The 16213-nt window shown below is 72.9% G+C and carries 12 protein-coding genes and 1 pseudogene; 7 read left to right on the top strand and 6 right to left on the bottom strand.

Features of this window, described 5'->3' with window-relative positions:
* Positions 1 to 149: 149 nt before the first annotated feature.
* Both ACFWIA_RS14685 and ACFWIA_RS14680 read right to left on the bottom strand, forming a co-directional pair.
* Positions 150 to 821, bottom strand: coding sequence for a formylglycine-generating enzyme family protein (locus ACFWIA_RS14685; protein WP_387004106.1), 672 nt, complete (start codon positions 819 to 821; stop codon positions 150 to 152).
* Between the two features lie 93 nt (positions 822 to 914).
* Positions 915 to 1061: pseudogene (locus ACFWIA_RS14680) on the bottom strand (alpha/beta hydrolase); the annotation flags it as partial.
* Positions 1062 to 1126: 65 nt separating this feature from the next.
* Here ACFWIA_RS14680 and ACFWIA_RS14675 point away from each other — a divergent pair.
* From ACFWIA_RS14675 to gap, 3 genes are all read left to right on the top strand, one after another.
* Positions 1127 to 1411: a hypothetical protein gene (locus ACFWIA_RS14675; protein ID WP_387004183.1), complete on the top strand. Its 285-nt coding sequence runs from the start codon at positions 1127 to 1129 to the stop codon at positions 1409 to 1411.
* A 46-nt stretch (positions 1412 to 1457) separates the two neighbouring features.
* Positions 1458 to 2414: a GlxA family transcriptional regulator gene (locus tag ACFWIA_RS14670; protein ID WP_387004103.1), complete on the top strand. Its 957-nt coding sequence runs from the start codon at positions 1458 to 1460 to the stop codon at positions 2412 to 2414.
* Between the two features lie 135 nt (positions 2415 to 2549).
* The gene (gene gap, locus ACFWIA_RS14665; RefSeq protein WP_387004101.1) at positions 2550 to 3548 is read left to right on the top strand and encodes a type I glyceraldehyde-3-phosphate dehydrogenase; all 999 of its coding nucleotides are present in this window, start codon (positions 2550 to 2552) and stop codon (positions 3546 to 3548) included.
* 74 nt (positions 3549 to 3622) lie between these two features.
* Here the strand turns inward: gap and ACFWIA_RS14660 are convergent, their stop codons facing one another.
* Both ACFWIA_RS14660 and ACFWIA_RS14655 read right to left on the bottom strand, forming a co-directional pair.
* Complete coding sequence (locus tag ACFWIA_RS14660) at positions 3623 to 4498, bottom strand: ABC transporter permease (RefSeq protein ID WP_387004098.1); 876 nt, start codon at positions 4496 to 4498, stop codon at positions 3623 to 3625.
* Positions 4495 to 5406, bottom strand: a complete 912-nt coding sequence (locus tag ACFWIA_RS14655; RefSeq protein ID WP_387004095.1) for an ATP-binding cassette domain-containing protein — start codon at positions 5404 to 5406, stop codon at positions 4495 to 4497. The genes ACFWIA_RS14660 and ACFWIA_RS14655 overlap by 4 nt, the downstream gene beginning before the upstream one ends.
* 170 nt (positions 5407 to 5576) lie before the next feature.
* On the opposite strand from ACFWIA_RS14655, the gene ACFWIA_RS14650 reads away from it, so the two are divergent.
* Positions 5577 to 6431: an alpha/beta fold hydrolase gene (locus tag ACFWIA_RS14650; protein ID WP_387004092.1), complete on the top strand. Its 855-nt coding sequence runs from the start codon at positions 5577 to 5579 to the stop codon at positions 6429 to 6431.
* A 136-nt stretch (positions 6432 to 6567) separates the two neighbouring features.
* Complete coding sequence (locus tag ACFWIA_RS14645; RefSeq protein ID WP_387004090.1) at positions 6568 to 7146, top strand: hypothetical protein; 579 nt, start codon at positions 6568 to 6570, stop codon at positions 7144 to 7146.
* Between the two features lie 36 nt (positions 7147 to 7182).
* Here the strand turns inward: ACFWIA_RS14645 and ACFWIA_RS14640 are convergent, their stop codons facing one another.
* Positions 7183 to 7701, bottom strand: coding sequence for a M23 family metallopeptidase (locus ACFWIA_RS14640; protein ID WP_387004087.1), 519 nt, complete (start codon positions 7699 to 7701; stop codon positions 7183 to 7185).
* A 91-nt stretch (positions 7702 to 7792) separates the two neighbouring features.
* A complete protein-coding gene (locus ACFWIA_RS14635; RefSeq protein WP_387004084.1) occupies positions 7793 to 8188 on the bottom strand; it encodes a hypothetical protein in 396 nt (131 codons plus the stop codon).
* A 356-nt stretch (positions 8189 to 8544) separates the two neighbouring features.
* Here ACFWIA_RS14635 and ACFWIA_RS14630 point away from each other — a divergent pair, with 356 nt between their 5' ends.
* Positions 8545 to 12639, top strand: coding sequence for a hypothetical protein (locus ACFWIA_RS14630; protein ID WP_387004081.1), 4095 nt, complete (start codon positions 8545 to 8547; stop codon positions 12637 to 12639).
* A complete protein-coding gene (locus ACFWIA_RS14625; RefSeq protein ID WP_387004079.1) occupies positions 12639 to 16178 on the top strand; it encodes a hypothetical protein in 3540 nt (1179 codons plus the stop codon). The genes ACFWIA_RS14630 and ACFWIA_RS14625 overlap by 1 nt, the downstream gene beginning before the upstream one ends.
* The last annotated feature ends 35 nt before the right edge of the window (positions 16179 to 16213 follow it).

The following is a 16213-nucleotide window of genomic DNA, read 5'->3' as shown; positions in this document are numbered from 1 at the left end:
CGATCCTGAGGGGAGCTCTGTGGGTGAGGAGGAATCTCAGCGGCGGGGACATCCGCGGCGGTTGGCCATCCTGGGCCAGATCAACGGCGACATCGAAGTGTCGGACCGCCGCTGGCAGCTGTACCCCGTGGGCTGACCCGCGGCGCGGGTCAGGGCGCGAGGGAGCGGGCGAGGCGGAATCCCACGTCGTCGACCCGGAAGGTCGGGTGGCTGCGGCGCCGCGCGGAGGCCCGGCAGCTCCAGTGCTCGTCGAACCAGCCGCCGCCGCGCAGCACCCGGTAGTCGCCGTAGACCTCGGCGTCGTAGACGTCCCAGCACCAGTCCCAGACGTTCCCGAGCATGTCGTGGAAGCCCCACGGGTTGGGCCGTTTGCCACCCGCGTCGTGGATCTGTTCCCGGGAGTTGCCGCGGTACCAGGCGATCTCGTCGAGGGGTCCGTAGTGGGGTCCGGTCGTACCGGCACGGCAGGCGTGTTCCCACTCGGCTTCGGTCGGCAGCCGGTACCCGTCCGCGGACGGGTCCCACGCGATGCCTTCGCCGTCGGCGTGGAGGTGGTAGGCGGACGCGAACCCGTCGCGTCGGGACAGGGCGTTGCAGAACCGGACCGCGTCCCACCAGGAAACGCTCTCCACGGGCAGGCCGGCCCCCTGGGCGGTGCTCGGTCGCAGACCGGTGACCTGCTCGTACCGGGCCTGGGTGACGGGCAGCGCCGCGAGTTCGTAGGGCGCGAGCTCGACCGACCAGCTGCGCTGCGTCCGCCGGTCCGACAGCGTCACCCGCCCCGACGGGACGGCGATCATCGTTCCTGCGCTCGCGTCCATGGACGGATGATCGCACCGGGGGCCGCGGCCGGCGCGCTCGGGGCGTCAACCGGCCGCGGCCTCCCGTTCGTTACCGGTCGCGGGGACCCCGGCTCACTTCAGGTGCCGGTCGAAGAACCGGTTCCCGTCGTCCACCTCGAACCACGGGGTGCCGGTGTGTCCGCCCAGGTTGGCGTGGAGCGTCTTCTCCTCGGTGCCGAAGGCGTCGAACAGGTCCAGGGCGCGCTGGCGGGGGTTGCCCGCGGCTGCGGAGCCTCGATCTGCGCCGGGCGTGCTTCGAGCCGGACGGGGCGGGCGACTTCGTCGTGCTCGCCGGGTCCTCGGTCCTTCCCCAGCTCGAAGAGCTGAGCATCCGGGAGCTGGTGATCGAGGACACGGACGCGGACCGGGAGCCGTCGGCCGTTCTCGCCGAACTGGCACCCCGGTTCGCGCACCTCGATCTACGGGTGGGGGGCGACGTCCTCGTCGAGGGCGCCGACGAGCGGGAGGTCGACCGGATGCTCTCCGCCCTCGGCCTGGGTCAGGGCACCGACGCCGACACCGACATCGACGCCGGGACCGGTACCGGGACCGGGGCTTCGGCCGGCTGATGCGTGGCCACGGCACGGGGCCGGCCGCCCTGCGTACCCTCTTCCCGTGCCAGCCTCACCCCTGCATCGCGTCGCCGTCCTCGTCCTCGAAGGTGCGAAGCCGCTCGACGTCGGCATTCCCGCGCAGGTGTTCACCACCCGCGCGAGCATGCCGTACGAGGTGCGGGTGTGCGGCGCGGCGACCGGTCCCGTGGCCGGCGGCGACGGTCTGTCGTACCACGTCGCCCACGACCTCAGTGCGCTCGCCTGGGCCGACATCGTCTTCGTGCCCGGCTACCGGTTCCCGGACCGCGAGGACCCGCCGCCGGCCGTCGTCGATGCGCTGGTCTCCGCCCACGGCCGGGGTGCGCGGCTCGCCGCCATCTCGACGGGTGCCTTCGCGCTCGCCGCGACGGGGCTGCTCGACGGCAAGCGCGCCACGACGCACTGGCACTACACGCGGGCCCTCGCGGCGAAACGTCCGCTCGTCCGGGTCGACAAGAACGTGCTCTTCGTCGACGAGGGCAGCGTGCTGACCTCGGCCGGTGCCGCCTCGGGCATCGACCTGTGTCTGCACGTCCTGCGCGGCGACCTCGGGGTGGCCGCCTCGAACCACGCGGCCCGGCGCCTGGTCGCGGCCCCCTACCGCAGCGGCGGTCAGGCGCAGTACGTGCCGTACAGCGTGCCCGAGCCGCTCGGCGAGCGGTTCGCCGCCACCCGCGAGTGGGCGTTGCACCGGCTCGGCGAGCCCCTCACCCTCGACGTGCTCGCCCGGCACGCGGCGGTGTCGCCGCGCACGTTCTCGCGGCGCTTCGTCGAGGACACCGGGTACACGCCGATGCAGTGGGTGATGCGGGCCCGCGTCGACGTGGCCCGTGAGCTGCTGGAACGTTCGCAGCGGGGCATCGAGCAGATCGCCGCCGACGCCGGGCTCGGCACCGGGGCGAATCTGCGGCTGCACTTCCAGCGCATCCTCGGCACCACGCCCAGCGAGTACCGGCGCACCTTCGCCCGCGGCGAATAGCCCGCAGCGAGCAGCCCGCGGCGAGTAGTCGGCCGTCACCTGGCACGATCCTTGCGGACCGTGGCGATCACGTCGCTGTCACCGGCGGACGCCGGGCGGGAACCTGGTGGGGAACCGAACAAGGGGACACCACTCATGACTCGCATCGCCATCAACGGATTCGGCCGCATCGGACGCAACGTGCTGCGCGCCCTGCTCGAACGTGAAAGCGATCTGGAGGTCGTCGCCGTCAACGACCTCACGGAGCCCGCCGCGCTGGCGCGGCTGCTCGCCTACGACTCGACGGCGGGCCGGCTCGGTCGCCCGGTGACCGTCGACGGGGACGCCCTCGTCGTCGACGGTCGACGGATCACGGTGCTCGCCGAACGCGAACCGGGACGGCTGCCGTGGGCCGAGCTGGGCGTCGACCTCGTGCTGGAGGCGACCGGCCGCTTCACCTCGGCCACGGCCGCCCGCGCCCACCTCGACGCGGGCGCCAAGCGGGTACTGGTCAGTGCGCCGGCGACCGGAGCGGACGTCACGCTCGCGTTCGGGGTCAACACCGACGCGTACGACCCGGCCGTGCACACGATCGTCTCGAACGCCTCGTGCACGACCAATGCGCTCGCCCCGCTGGCCAAGGTGCTCGACGACCTCGCCGGCATCGAGCACGGCTTCATGACGACGGTGCACGCCTACACGCAGGAGCAGAACCTCCAGGACGGTCCGCACCGCGACGCCCGCCGGGCCCGCGCCGCCGGCGTGAACATCGTGCCGACCACGACGGGCGCCGCCAAGGCGATCGGCCTGGTGCTGCCGAACCTCGACGGGAAGCTGTCCGGCGACTCGATCCGCGTGCCGGTTCCGGTGGGGTCGATCGTCGAACTCAACACGACCGTCGCCCGGGACGTGACGCGCGAGGACGTGTTGGCGGCGTACCGGGCCGCGGCGCAGGGGCCGCTCGCCGGGGTGCTGGAGTACTCGGACGACCCGCTCGTGTCGTCCGACATCACCGGCAACCCCGCCTCGGCCATCTTCGACTCGGCGCTGACCCGCGTCGACGGCCGGCACGTCAAGGTGGTCGCCTGGTACGACAACGAGTGGGGCTTCTCGAACCGCGTGATCGACACGCTCTCGCTGCTCGCCACCGACTGACCCGGCCGTCATCGCGAGGACGCCCCGGCGTCAGGGCGTCGCCGCGTCCGGGCGTCCCCGCGTCCCGGTCGGGCTCAGACGTCCCGGCGGCGCACCACGAGCACCGCGACGAGCACCGCGACCGCGGCCCACGCGCCGTACACGGTCCACGCCTCGGCGACGGTCAGCGGGTACTTGCCCGGGGGGCGCCACCGTTCCGGGTTCGTCACCAGGCGCGTCCAGGCGCTGAGCGGCATGGCGTTGCCGATCTCCTTGACCCAGCGGTAGCGCTCGCCCCGGAAGAACGCCGGTAGCAGGAGCAGCAGGGCGATGACGGTGACGACGGAGCCGGCGGCGTGCCGGACGGTCGCGCCCACCGCCATGCCGACCAGCGCGCACAGCGGGGCGACCAGGGCGGCTGCGACCACGGCGCGCAGGGCGCCCGGGCTGCCCAGCGACAGGCCGCCGTGGTCCCGTAGCAGCAGCTGGGTGAGGCCGAAGGAGGCGCCGGAGACGAGCGTGCCGAGGGCCAGCATGACCGCCGACACCACGGTCGCCTTGGCGGCGATCACCGCCTGTCGGTCGGGGACGGCGGCGAAGGTGGTCCGGATCAGCCCGCTGGCGTACTCGCCGAAGACCGTGATCGCGCCCACCGCCGCGGCGATGATCATCAACAGTTGCCAGGCGGGATCGACGAAGGCCGTGGCGAGCGGGTCGAACAGCATCTCGGGGCGGGCCGAAGCGCCCGGCGGCGGCTCCGGCTGGTGCGCCAGCCGGTCCGCGTTGGACACGGCGGAGTTCACGTTGATGCCGATCACGGTCAGCGCGCCGACGCCGAGCACCCCGTGGGTGGAGCGCAGCGACCAGAGTTTGATCCACTCGGCGGCCAGCAGGTGCCGGAACCGGGCCGGTGCCGGGGCGGGGGCCGCAGGACGGGCGGCGGCGCGGTCGCGTACGGGGAGTGTCGTCATCGGGGGGCTCCTGCGGCGTATTCGACGCCCTGTGCGGTGAGTTCCATGAACGCCTCCTCCAGGGAGGCCGCATGGGGGCTGAGTTCGTGCAGGCGCACCCCGTGCGCGAAGGCGAGTTCGCCGATGCGGTCCGCGGGCAGACCGGTCACCGTGTACGCCCCGTCGGGCTCCGCCCGCACCGTCGCCCCCGCGTCCGTCAACGGCCCGGACAGGGCGTCCGCGTCGGGCGTGCGGATGCTCACCCGGCGTCGGGTGCTGCGGGCCGCGAAGTCCCGCAAGCCCTCCGCCGCGATCAGCCGGCCGCGGCCGATGACGATCAGTTCCTCGGCGGTCTGCTCCATCTCCCGCATCAGATGGCTGGAGACGAGCACGGTGCGGCCCTCGTCCGCCCGTCGCTTGAAGAAGTTCCGCACCCAGCGCACGCCCTCCGGGTCGAGGCCGTTGAGCGGCTCGTCGAAGAGCAGGACGGGGGGATCGCCGAGCAGGGCGGCGGCGATGCCGAGCCGTTGTTTCATGCCCAGCGAGAACCCGCCGATCCGGCGTCCGGCCACCTCGGACAGGCCCGCCTCGGTCAGTACCTCCGCGACCCGGCGGCGGGGCAGCCCGTTGCCGACCGCCAGTGCCGTCAGATGGGCGCGGGCGGTGCACCCGCCGTGCACGTCGTGGGCGTCGAGGAGGGCGCCGACGTGCCGTAGGCCACGGGGCCGGTCGCCGAACGGCTGCCCGTCGACGGTGACGGTGCCGTCGGAGGGCCGGTTCAGTCCGAGGACCATCCGCAGGGTGGTGGTCTTCCCGGCCCCGTTCGGGCCGAGGAATCCGGTCACCACCCCGGGACGGACGGTGAACGACAGTCGGTCGACGGCGGTGGTCGCGCCGTATCGCTTGGTGAGTTCGGTCGCTTCGATCACGGTGTCCACGCTGCCGGGTCGCGGCCCGTCCGGGCATCGGGCCGTCGGCCACGAGCGGGACGGCCCCGGTGGCCCCCGGGCGTACGCCCGGGGGCGCAGTGGGCGGAACGTCACACGAGTGCGGGGCGGTGACAACTTGTCGTGAAGATCGTTCTGTTGGAGGGTGGGGCATGCCCAATCAACCGACGTACGTCCTGGTGCACGGAGCCTTCGCCAACTCGTTCTCGTTCGCGCCGCTCCAAGCCGAACTGGCCCTGCTCGGGCACCGCTCGGCCGCGGTGGACCTCCCGGGGCACGGGTTCGAGGCGACCTACCCCGCGGCCTACCAGGCGCCCCAGGACCTCGACGCCCTCGCCGTGGCACCGGGGCGCATCAAGGGCGTCACGCTCGCCGACAACGCGGCCCGTGTGATCGACGCCCTCGAACGGGCCCGGCGGAACGGGCCCACCGTCCTCGTCGCGCACAGCCGGGGCGGCATCACGATCACCGCCGTCGCCAACGCCCGGCCCGACCTGATCGACCGGATCGTGTACGTCGCCGCCTGGTGCCCGGTCGATCTGGAGGTGGGCGACTACTACGCCGAGCCGGAGATGGCGGACGTCGATCCGGCGGCCCTCGCCGCCGCGTTCGTCGGGAACCCGGCCGAACTCGGGTTGCTCCGGTGCAACTTCCGCACCGCCGACCCGGCGACGCTGGCCGCGTTCAAGCGGGCGACGGCCGCCGACCTCACCGATGACGAGTTCCTGAACTTCCTGAACACCTTCCAGCCCGACGAGAACCTGGACGCCGGTACGTCGGCCGACCGGGCACGGGCCGCGACCTGGGGCCGGATTCCCCGGACCTACGTGCGGCTGGCCGCCGACGCCAGCATTCCGCTCGCCATGCAGGACCGGTTGATCCGCGAGGGGGACGCGCTCACGCCCGACAACCCCTTCGAGGTCCGGACCCTCGGAGGGAGCCATCTGCACTGGCTCGCCCACCCGCGGCCCGCCGCGGAGCTGTTGGCGGACCTCGCGGCGCGCTGACGCCCGCTCCGTCGGGACGGCGGCGTGCAGGGCGCCGCCAACCGGTGGGGACTTGCGGCTCGGTCCGGCATGGCGCCGGGCCGGGGTGCGACCCGGCCGGATGCTGGGGGTCGCCCCCCACCGTGCAGGAGCCGCCGTGGAAGACCCCAGCCCGCCGGGCGCCAGCCGATCGACGGCCGAGTCGGCGAAGCGGGACGTGCCCGCGCAGCCGGGGGTCATCGGCATCGTGCTGGCCGCCGTGTTGACGTTCGCCCTCACCCAGGGGTCCTGGCAGTGGTTCTCCGCCTACATCGGGGTGACGCTCCTCGCCCTGGTGTTCTCCTCCTACCGGCTGCCGCGGTGGACGCCCGGCCTGCGCTCCGCGTACCTGCGGAACCTGGTCGCGTTCTCGATGGTCATCGGCCTGTGCGTGGCGATCACCCTGGCCCCGGCGCTGCAACGCTGGGGGTGGCTGTTCCCGATGCCGGACACCCGTGACGGGTGCCCGGAGCTGGGCCGGTACGCATCGCTCCAGACGGAGGCCGCGTTGGCGGAGCTGGCCGGTCGCGACGGCGCCGCCCTGGCCCGTGCCCGGGAGGCCCACCGCCATGAGGCCGTGGCGGACTGCCTGTCGGCCACCACGACCCGGTGGTTGCCGGTGTACGGGGCCGGGGCGGCCGTGCTGGTGGGCCTGGGTGCGTGGGCCCTCGACCGGGCGCGGGTGCGGAAGGAGTAGCCCCCCACAGCACCCGGAGCACCGAACCCGTGGGCGTCAGTCGACCTTCGCCGCAGTGCCGTCCTGGGGGAACAGCACGTTCATCTCCGTCGTCGAGTTGATCGTCGCCTTGAAGTCGGCGTACAGGTCCACGCCGAAGTTGGTGCCCCCGCGGCGTTCCGCGATCGCACAGTGGAGGTGGACGGGAACTCCGGGGAAGGACACCACCGAGCCGATCGGGTCCCCCCGGTGCACGGTCACGCCGATCGCGATGCCGGGATCGGCTTGCAGATGGGTGTAGAAGATGCCGACTCCCCCGGGAGCGGTCGGCACCAGATCGGTGGTCTTGGCCCGCACCCAGATCTGGTGCCCGTACTCGGTCGAGGTGCCGGCCGGCAATTTGAAGTCGGTGACTTCGCCGTCGAACACCGCACGCACCGTGGTTCCGACCGGCGCGCCGAGGTCCATGCCGAACGAGCTGTACCAGGTGGTTCCCGGATGTCCGCTCGGACCTCCGTGGAAGAGTCCGTTCGCACCGGTCGAAAAGGGATTGGACATGATGAGGTGGAAACCCACGACGGGACCTCCTTACGGGATTCCGGCTTACGGAATTCTCCGGCCTACGGGATTCCGGCCTACGGGATTCCGGCTTAGGGGATTCCGGCCGTCAGACCGCCGCCACGATCGGGATGCAGAGGAACGTGGTGTGCCCCACGCCGAGGTCGTTCGCGAGCGTCACCGTCAGTCGGTAGTCCCCCACCGGGAACGGGCCGACCGAAGGATTCAGCACGGGCCCCGTGCCACCGGCGAGCAGGTCCGGTTCGGAGAAGTCGTTGGCGTCGCCGTCCACCTCGCTGTCGAAGACGGCCTCGTGCTCGGTGTCGTCCGAGCCGGGGCACCCCTCCGGGATGCTCTCGATCAACAGGCGGTCGACGAAGGCGGGGAAGTCCTGCGTGCTGACGTTGAGCGCGGCCCACTGGACGCGGAAGGACTCGTTGTCATGGATGATCGCCTTGTCCGGGGTGATCGGGTTGGCGCTGTCGGCGAAGACGATGTCCGTCATGGCGCAACTCCCAGGGAAGTGAAAACATCTGCGCCGGTGTTCGGGAAGCATTCCTACGGGAATTCCCGGGGCACCGACCGTCACGTCAACGACATCGCCTGATGATGCCTCAGGACGGGTGCGGACGAACTCCGATCCGGTGCTCACATCGAAACGCACTTCATTTCCCAGCATACGCCCGTCGCCGCCGCCGCGCTGCGGGCGAGGACCGCTGGGGATAACCTGATGAATGGCCGTGGACCCTCGCGCGCGCCCGCGTCGGTCACGCATTCACGGAGCCATCGATAGCGCGTCCGGCGGGAGATGTACGTGCCGTGACGGATTTTGATCGTTCAGCCTTGCACCACCGTTTGTCGGTGCTGCCTTCGGACATCGGGGTGTTCGACGTCTTCGTCCGGGGGGACGGCGGGAACGTCGAACACTACTGGCACACCGCGGACGGGCTGTACGGCCCGGAACTGTTGGGCGGGCGCTTCGACTCCGACCCCGTCGCCCGTGACTTCCCGGAGGGGCGACTGCACCTCCTGGGCAGGTCGGGGCAGCGGATCGTCGACTGGAGTTGGGACGGGCCGGCTCACGCGGGACCGCTGGGTCCGCCGGCCGAGGACGTGTTGCCCGGGTTCTGCCTCACCGACCCCGAAGTGCTCGTGGCGGGTGACGTGTACGTCTTCGCCCTCGGGGTCGAGGGGGAGATCCGGCGCTGGTTGCACCGCCCCGGGGCCTGGTGGACCGCGCCCCGTCGGCTGACCTCCGACCTCGCCGCGTCCCGTCCGGTGGCGATCTGCCGGACCGCCGGCGTCATCGACGTGTTCGCGGCGGCCTCCGGCGGCGGGCTGCGGCAGTGGTCGAAGGAGGAAGGCACCTCTTGGACGTCCACCCCGCGGGGCGGCGGCCACCTCGTCGGCCGACCGACCGTGGACTCGTCCGCACCCCGCCGGCTGGACGTCTTCGCCGTCGGCTCGGACGGAGTGCCCCTGCACTGGGGCTGGAACGGGGCGCGCTGGTTCGACGCCGAGAAGCGGTTGGAGATGCCGCCGCCCGGCGCACCGCAGCCCGTGGTGAGCGAGGTGCACCTGGTGGCGTTCGGCGGCGAACGGCTCGTGCTGATCGCCCGCGAAGCGGACGGCTCCGTCGTCCGCTGGACCCTGGAACCGCCGACCCCGGGAACCCCCGCGGCATGGGCGGGGCCGAGCACCCTGGAATCCGGTGCCCTTCCCCCGGCCGCCTGGTCCCTCGGGGAGGACGACTTCGAGACGCTCCACCGGCGCCCGGACGGCGCCTTCCACTACTACCACTTCACCGTCGACCCCGGGGGCGGCATGGGCGAGGCGGTGCCCCTGGTCCTCGACGACGCGGTCATGGACCCGGCCGAGCCCGAGCCGGCACCGCAGACCATGACGCCGCTGCCGCTCGACCCCGATCTGCTGCTCGTGCGGCCGGAGGACCTGGTCCTGCTGGGCGTGCGGTGGAGCGGGTTCACCGTCCGCACCCCACCGGGCGCACCGGCCGAACTGGTCCCCGGCGCCGGGGCGGAACTGACGGTGCTGCTGCCGCCGCAGCACGTGGCCGAGGAGGTCGTCCCCGCCGTGGGCGCCGTGGTGCCGGGGCTCCCTCCGGGCGCCACGGGCGGGTTCCCCACCTGGCGGGCGGCGCTGTCGGGGGCCAGCCGGATCGTGGTGGGCTTCCCGAGCGGTGACCCGCCGGTGCCGCTGACGGCGGAGGGCGTGTTGGACGCCGTGCGTCGCGGCCGGCTGCTGCCCGGTACGGGCACCCAGGACAGGAAGACGGCCCTGGAGATCCCGTACGGGCTGGTGCTCTCCCCGCACCCGCCCGCGGAGGGCGAGGTGCGGTGTGCGCACCCGGCCGCCGCCGTGCGGTCCCCCACGGAGTCGGTCGGGCTCTGGCAGACGACCGTCTCGGCCGCCGGAACGGCTGCGGGCGCCCCGGCCGGGCTCACCCTGCGTCCCCTCTCCGCCACCTCGAACGACCCGTTCCCCGTGCCGCTGACCGGGGCGTCCCGGGCCCGCATCCTGCTGGAGCCGCCCACCGCCCGGATCGACCGGCTGGCCCTGAGTTCCCTGGGCGGCTCGTTGACCGCCGCGGGGGACTGGGGCACCTTCCGGTGGGAACACGACGCCACGCTCGGCCGTGACCGCAAGGTGCGGACGGTGACGAAAGGGGTGCTCTACCCCTTCGGGCAGCGGGCCGTGTACACCGAGTCCACCGAGCGCGTCTTCGCGTCGACCGCTCAGGGCGCGATCGCCCACCTGCGGAAGTCGACCACCCTCACGATCACGGACCCCGTCCGGCAGGAGCCCGCCGACCCGGGGCTCCAAGCCGCCTTCCCCTTCGAGGAGGTGGAGATCGAGCGGACGTTCTTCGAAGGCGTCACCCCCTTGAACGAGGAGTTCAAGGAGTTCCCCGTGCCGGAGCTGGAAGCACTCCTCGGGGCGCGCAGCGGGCTGCTGACCGGTGCCCGGTCCGTCTACGAGCGGCTCTACGTCGACGGGGGACGGCCTTCCGGCTCCCCGCCGATCGAGGACCTGGCGGACGGACAGACCCCGGACGCGTCGGCCGCGCGGGCCTACCTGAACCTCCAGGAGGAGTTGGCGGAGGTCGACGAGAAGATCGACGCCCTCCCGCACCACGGGTTGGTCTCGCTCCGCGTGCTCTTCGTGCCCGGTGCCGGCGGCACGGCCATCGACTTCCCGGTGCGGCTGCGCGGCCGGCTCGGCGACCTCCACGTGTCGATGCCGTTGGTGTTCCTGGAGGACATCGACAAACCGCAGGGGCTGTTCGACCCGCCGTTCGTCTCCCTCACCGACAGCGAGGTGGCGGACTGGCTCAGGGCCACCCACCAGGGGGTGGGCGGCGCGGTCGTGGACACGCGGGGCGCCCGGATCGACCTGGTCCGCTCGGCCGCGCCCGTGACCCAGGACGTGTGCGAGGTCGCCCGGCTGCACGTGGTCGGCACCCGGCACGAGGGCGGCTACCGCGCCCGGCTCGGAGTCGAACCCGCAGCCGAGGAGGGGCGGCGACCACCCGAAGGCCGCTGGGGGTTCGACGCCACGTTGCCCGCGGTGCGCGCGCTGCTCGGCCCGGAGAAGTCGACGGTGCGACTGGCCCTCAGCGGCGCGCTGCTCCGGTCGGAGCCCGAGCTCAAGGTGCCGTTCGTGCTGCCGGTCGGGGTCGAGGACCTGGCCGTCAAGTTCACCGAGAACAGTGCGCGTAGCGGTGGCCTGGTCGCGCCCGACCTCGTCGCGGACGGCATCTCCCGCCTGGACGGGCCCGTCAACGTGGCCGGACTCCTCGACCGGAACGCCGCCGGCAAGCTGGACCCCGCGAAGATCCTCGGCGACACCGCGACCCTGCTCGGCTACCGGTTGTCCGACCTCATCGACGCGGACGTGCTGAAGGCACCGCCGGCCGTCCTGACCGAGCCGCAGGAGGGCCGGCCGCCGAGGATCACCCTGCAATGGCGCCGGGTGAAGCTCGCGACCGGTGCGGGATCGTTCGTCACCGGGCACGGCGGGGAGTCCGAGCTGGACCTCGACGTCGTCATGGCCGCCGAGGGACAGAAGGTCACCTGCACGGTGACGAACGTGGCGCTGGCACTGCCCGACCGGGCCGACAAGCTGCTTGAGGTCTCCTTCGACAAGATCGAGTTCATCCAGGAGGGCGGGCAGCCGCCCACCCTCAGGATCGACGGCATCCACGCGGAGTTCTTCGGACCGCTGAACCTGCTGAAGGAACTCCAGGAACAGGTGGACCTCGGCGGTTCGGCCCCGCAGATCGAATCCTCGACCACCGGGGTGTCCGCCACCTACGCGCTGCCGGTCCCGGACGTGACCGCGGGCGTCTTCCGGATGACCGGACTGGCCTTCCACGCCGGTATCGACGTGCCCTTCGACACCCGGCCCGTCACCGTCTCCCTCGGCTTCGCCAGCCGGGAGAAGCCGTTCAACCTGTCCGTCCTGATGTTCGGCGGCGGCGGGTACGTCGACGTGGTCATCGACCGGACCGGTCTGCGGCGGCTGGAGGCGGCATTGGAGTTCGGCGCCTCGGTCGCGGTCGACTTCCTCGTGGCCTCCGGCGAGGTGCACGCCATGGGCGGCGTCCACCTCCGGCTCGCCGACGGCACGTTCGTGCTCGGCGGCTACCTGCGGCTCGGCGGACACGTCAGCGTCCTCGGGCTGGTCACCGTGTCCGTGGAGCTGACCATCACCCTGGAGTACCACAGCGACACCAATGAGATGACCGGGCGGGCCACCCTCGTGCTGGAGATCGACCTGACGCTGTTCAGCGAATCCGTCGAGATCGACACGGGCACCTGGGTGTTGGCCGGCGGCGGACGGGACCGGGGGCCGCAACCCCTGCCCGCCGCCGCACCCGGTGCGAGCGCCCAGGAGTGGGACGACTACCGGGGCGCGTTCGCGGAAGGGCAGGAGTGATGAGCACCCTCGGCTGGATCGCGGTACCGGGCGGCCGGGTCGACGCGGAGGCCGACCGCGCCACCCTGCGCGTGCTGATCGTCCCCCGGCTGACCGAGCAACTGACCGGCGCCGTGCTGACCGACTGGCCGGCGGTGATCAACGCGGCGGAGCCGGTCGTCGAGGTGCAGCCGGCGGGGCAACCGACACGTACCGTCCCGAGCACCCCGCGCCGGGAAGCGCGCAGCGACGCCTGGCGGGGCTTCTTCGGGCACGGGATCGGGGTCACCCCGTGGCAGCCGCCCGCGGGGTACCGGGTGCTGGGCGTCGATCCGACGTTGCAGGACCTCGACGCGGTGCGGACCACCTACCGGGCGGCGGCGAACAAGCCGGGCGACCCGGCCGTCGTCCGGGACGAGTTGGCGCAGTGGCAGGGCCCGCCGGACGCCGCCCCCGTGCCCCCCGCACCGGAGCCCGTCTTCACCCGGCTCGACTTCCACCGCGCGGTCTCGCTGCTGCGCGAGCACCCGTTCGTCCTGCGCATGCTCGGCCTGATCGTGGAGTTCGACGTGCCGGTCGACGGGCTCCCGCGGAGCGAGAACGGGCCACCGGCCCGGGTACGGGTGCGCTGGCCGGAGTCCCCGATCCCGGTGGAGTCGCCCTGGACGCTCTACGAGTTCGACGGCCGCCACTTTCTCCCGGCGTCCGCCGGTGACATCAGATCGGGCTTCGTCGACCTCTCCGACGAGGACACCTGGGACGTCATCACCCTCGATGTGCACGGCGGGGTCGACAAGTTGCGGAACACCGCACGCGTCGTCCTCGGCGATGCCGACGAGGACGGTGCGGGCGACGGCCCCGCAGGCCCCGACGGGGAGGGGCCGCTGCTGCTGCCCACCTTGAAGTCGGCCGGTCTGCAACTCGTCCGCAAGGACCGTGCCCGGCAGTTGCAGGACCTGAGCGACCGGGGAGCCGAGGAGGCACTCGCCGACCGGGTGTTCGCCGCGGACGACCTGGTCCTCGGGTACCGCATCGACGTCCGCCCGCAGAACAGCAACACCTGGTTCTCGCTGCACGCCCGCACCGCGGACTACGCCGTCGACGGCGAACCGGTCGGCCCCCGGCTCACCGTCGAGGAGGAGGGGCACCTCAAACCGCACGCGGTGCTCAAGGAACGCGACGGGGTGCGCACCGACCAGGTCGTCGCCCAGTGGAGCGGCTGGAGCCTGGCCGCGCCCCGACCCGCCTTCGACGGCGCCCGGCGACCGGCCGCCGCCACCGCACAGGCCGAGGAGCTGGTCCCGTACCGGTTCACCGTGACGTGCAGGCCCGCCAAGAACAGCCTGCCCGAGCTGCGGTTCGGCCGGATCTACCAACTGCGGGCACGGGTCGCCGACATCGCCGGCGGCGGCCTCGACGTGGACGATCGCGACGCCGACTCCCAGCCGACCGGCGAGGTGCCCTACACCCGGTGGGAGCCGGTGCCGCCGCCGGAACTCACCGTGCCGCCGGGGTTGCTGGTCCCCGACCCTGCCCGGCCGGGCAGGTTCCTCGTGGACGCGAAGGTGCTCGGCCCGGGCGGCACCCTGGAACGCCTGGTGGTACGGACGACGCCCCGGCCCGACGGCTCCTTCCGCACCGAGGACTTCGACGGGGACGCCGCCTACCCGGCCAACGACCGGCGCACCCTCTCCGCACCGCCGACCACCTTCCAACTCGCCGAACAACACGGCGTGTTCAGCGGTGAAGCGGAGAACGGCCGGACCCTGGCCAACCGCGCGGGCGCCGCCACCCCGGACCCCGCGCTGCCGGACCCGATGGCCCTCGGCGTCGCCGCGACCGTCGTCCCCGAGCCGGGCGGACCGACCCGCCGGATCACCGACCCGCGCCCGTGGGCCGGGAACTGGCCCGACCTCGACCCCAAACGCATCGAACTGGCCCCCGCCGGCCGCAGGGGGGAGGAGCCGGACCTCGACTGGGTGGGAGCCGAAGCGGGCCCCGCACCCGTCGAGGAGGCCGAGGCGTCCACCGTCCGGATCACGGTGCCACCGGGGGAACGGGTCCTCGTCGAACTGTCCTCCACGATCCTGCTGGACCGGCTCGACTGGTTCGAGATCCGACGGCTGGTCACCGGCGACGGGGACGGCGAGCCCCCGGAACCCGCCAACCCCGACGACGCCGAGGACCTGGACGCGGGCGTGGCAGCGGCCAAGGGCCGCCACCCGATGCTGACCCCGCCGCACCGGCTGGAACTCGTCCACGCCGTACGCCGCCCGCTCGACGCCCCCACGGGCCGACTGTCCACCTCCCGTGTCCCCGGCGACACGTACGCCGTCCTCGCACCGCAGGACCCGACCCTGGGACTGCACACGCCGAGCACCGCCCAACTGGAACTGCGGGCCGACTGGGACGAGTGGAGCGACGCCCCCGATCCGGTACCGACCTCGGTGCCGCTGCCGCCCCTCGCGGTGGCCCGCGGGGCGCAGCACCTGCCGGAGATCCGCCAGGAGTTCGGCGACACCCGGCACCGCAACGTCCGCTACACCGCGACCGCCGTCAGCCGCTACCGCGACTGCTTCGCCCCCACCGATCCCGAAGAGGGGTTCCGGGCGAGCACCGACCTCGGCACCCTCTCCCTCCCCAGCACGGCCCTGCCCGCGCCCCCACGCATCCTCTCCACCGTCCCCGCGTTCGCCTGGTCGGACGCATCGCACCCCGAGGGCGGGCTGCTACGGGAGCGGGCCGCCGGTCGACTGCGCGTGGAACTCGGCCGGCCGTGGTTCACCACCGGTGAGGGCGAACAACTCGCGGTGGTCCTCTGGCCCGGCGCGGAGGAGGCCGTGCCCGACGCGGTCCGCCCCCTGGTGTCCTGGCTCAACCGCGACCCGATCCACCCCGCGCCGGCGCCCCGGGCCCTGGCGGACGCCTCGATGTTCGCCGGGTTCGAAACCCCGGCCGAGGTCCCGCTCGTGGAGACCGGAGACACGGTACGGGTCCTGCCCTACCCGGTCTTCTTCGACGACGGCCACTGGTACGCCGACATCGAGATGCCCGCTGCCGCCGCCTCGTCCTACGCCCCGTTCGTCCACCTCGCGCTGGCCCGCTACCAGCGGGCCAGCCTGGCGGAGTTGAGCCTGTCGCAGGTCGTGCGCACGGAGATGGTGCCGCTGCTCCCGGACCGCTCCCTCGCCGTCCACCAGGAACAGGACGCCCTGCTGGTCACGCTGACGGGTCTCGGCCGGGCGGGCGACCTGCCCAACCGGGTCTTCGCGTCCGTCGAGCGGTGCGACGCACCGGACGTGCCCGGGGCGCCCGTCGAGCTGACCTCCCTGACCGGTGCCGCGCCCGGGTTCCCCGCCTGGGTGCACGTCCCCGGGGCGACGGTGGCGGGCCGCCTCGACGAACCGCTGCCGCGGCTGGCCGTTCCGCCCGGGCGGGTGCGGCTGCTGGTGCGCGAGGTGGAGGAGATCGCCCCGTCGCTGGAGGGCGCGGTGCACACCGGAAACGAACTGTCCGACCGGACGGTGTACGTGGCCACCGTCCCCCTGCCCGTCACCTGAGCCGCCCGGGCCGCGGGGAGCGACCGGGGAATTGG

The organism is Streptomyces sp. NPDC127068 (genome assembly GCF_042724695.1).
Taxonomy (GTDB): Bacteria; Actinomycetota; Actinomycetes; order Streptomycetales; family Streptomycetaceae; genus Streptomyces.
Note: the sequence above shows the minus strand (reverse complement) of the source record. Positions and strands in the feature narration are given on the sequence as shown.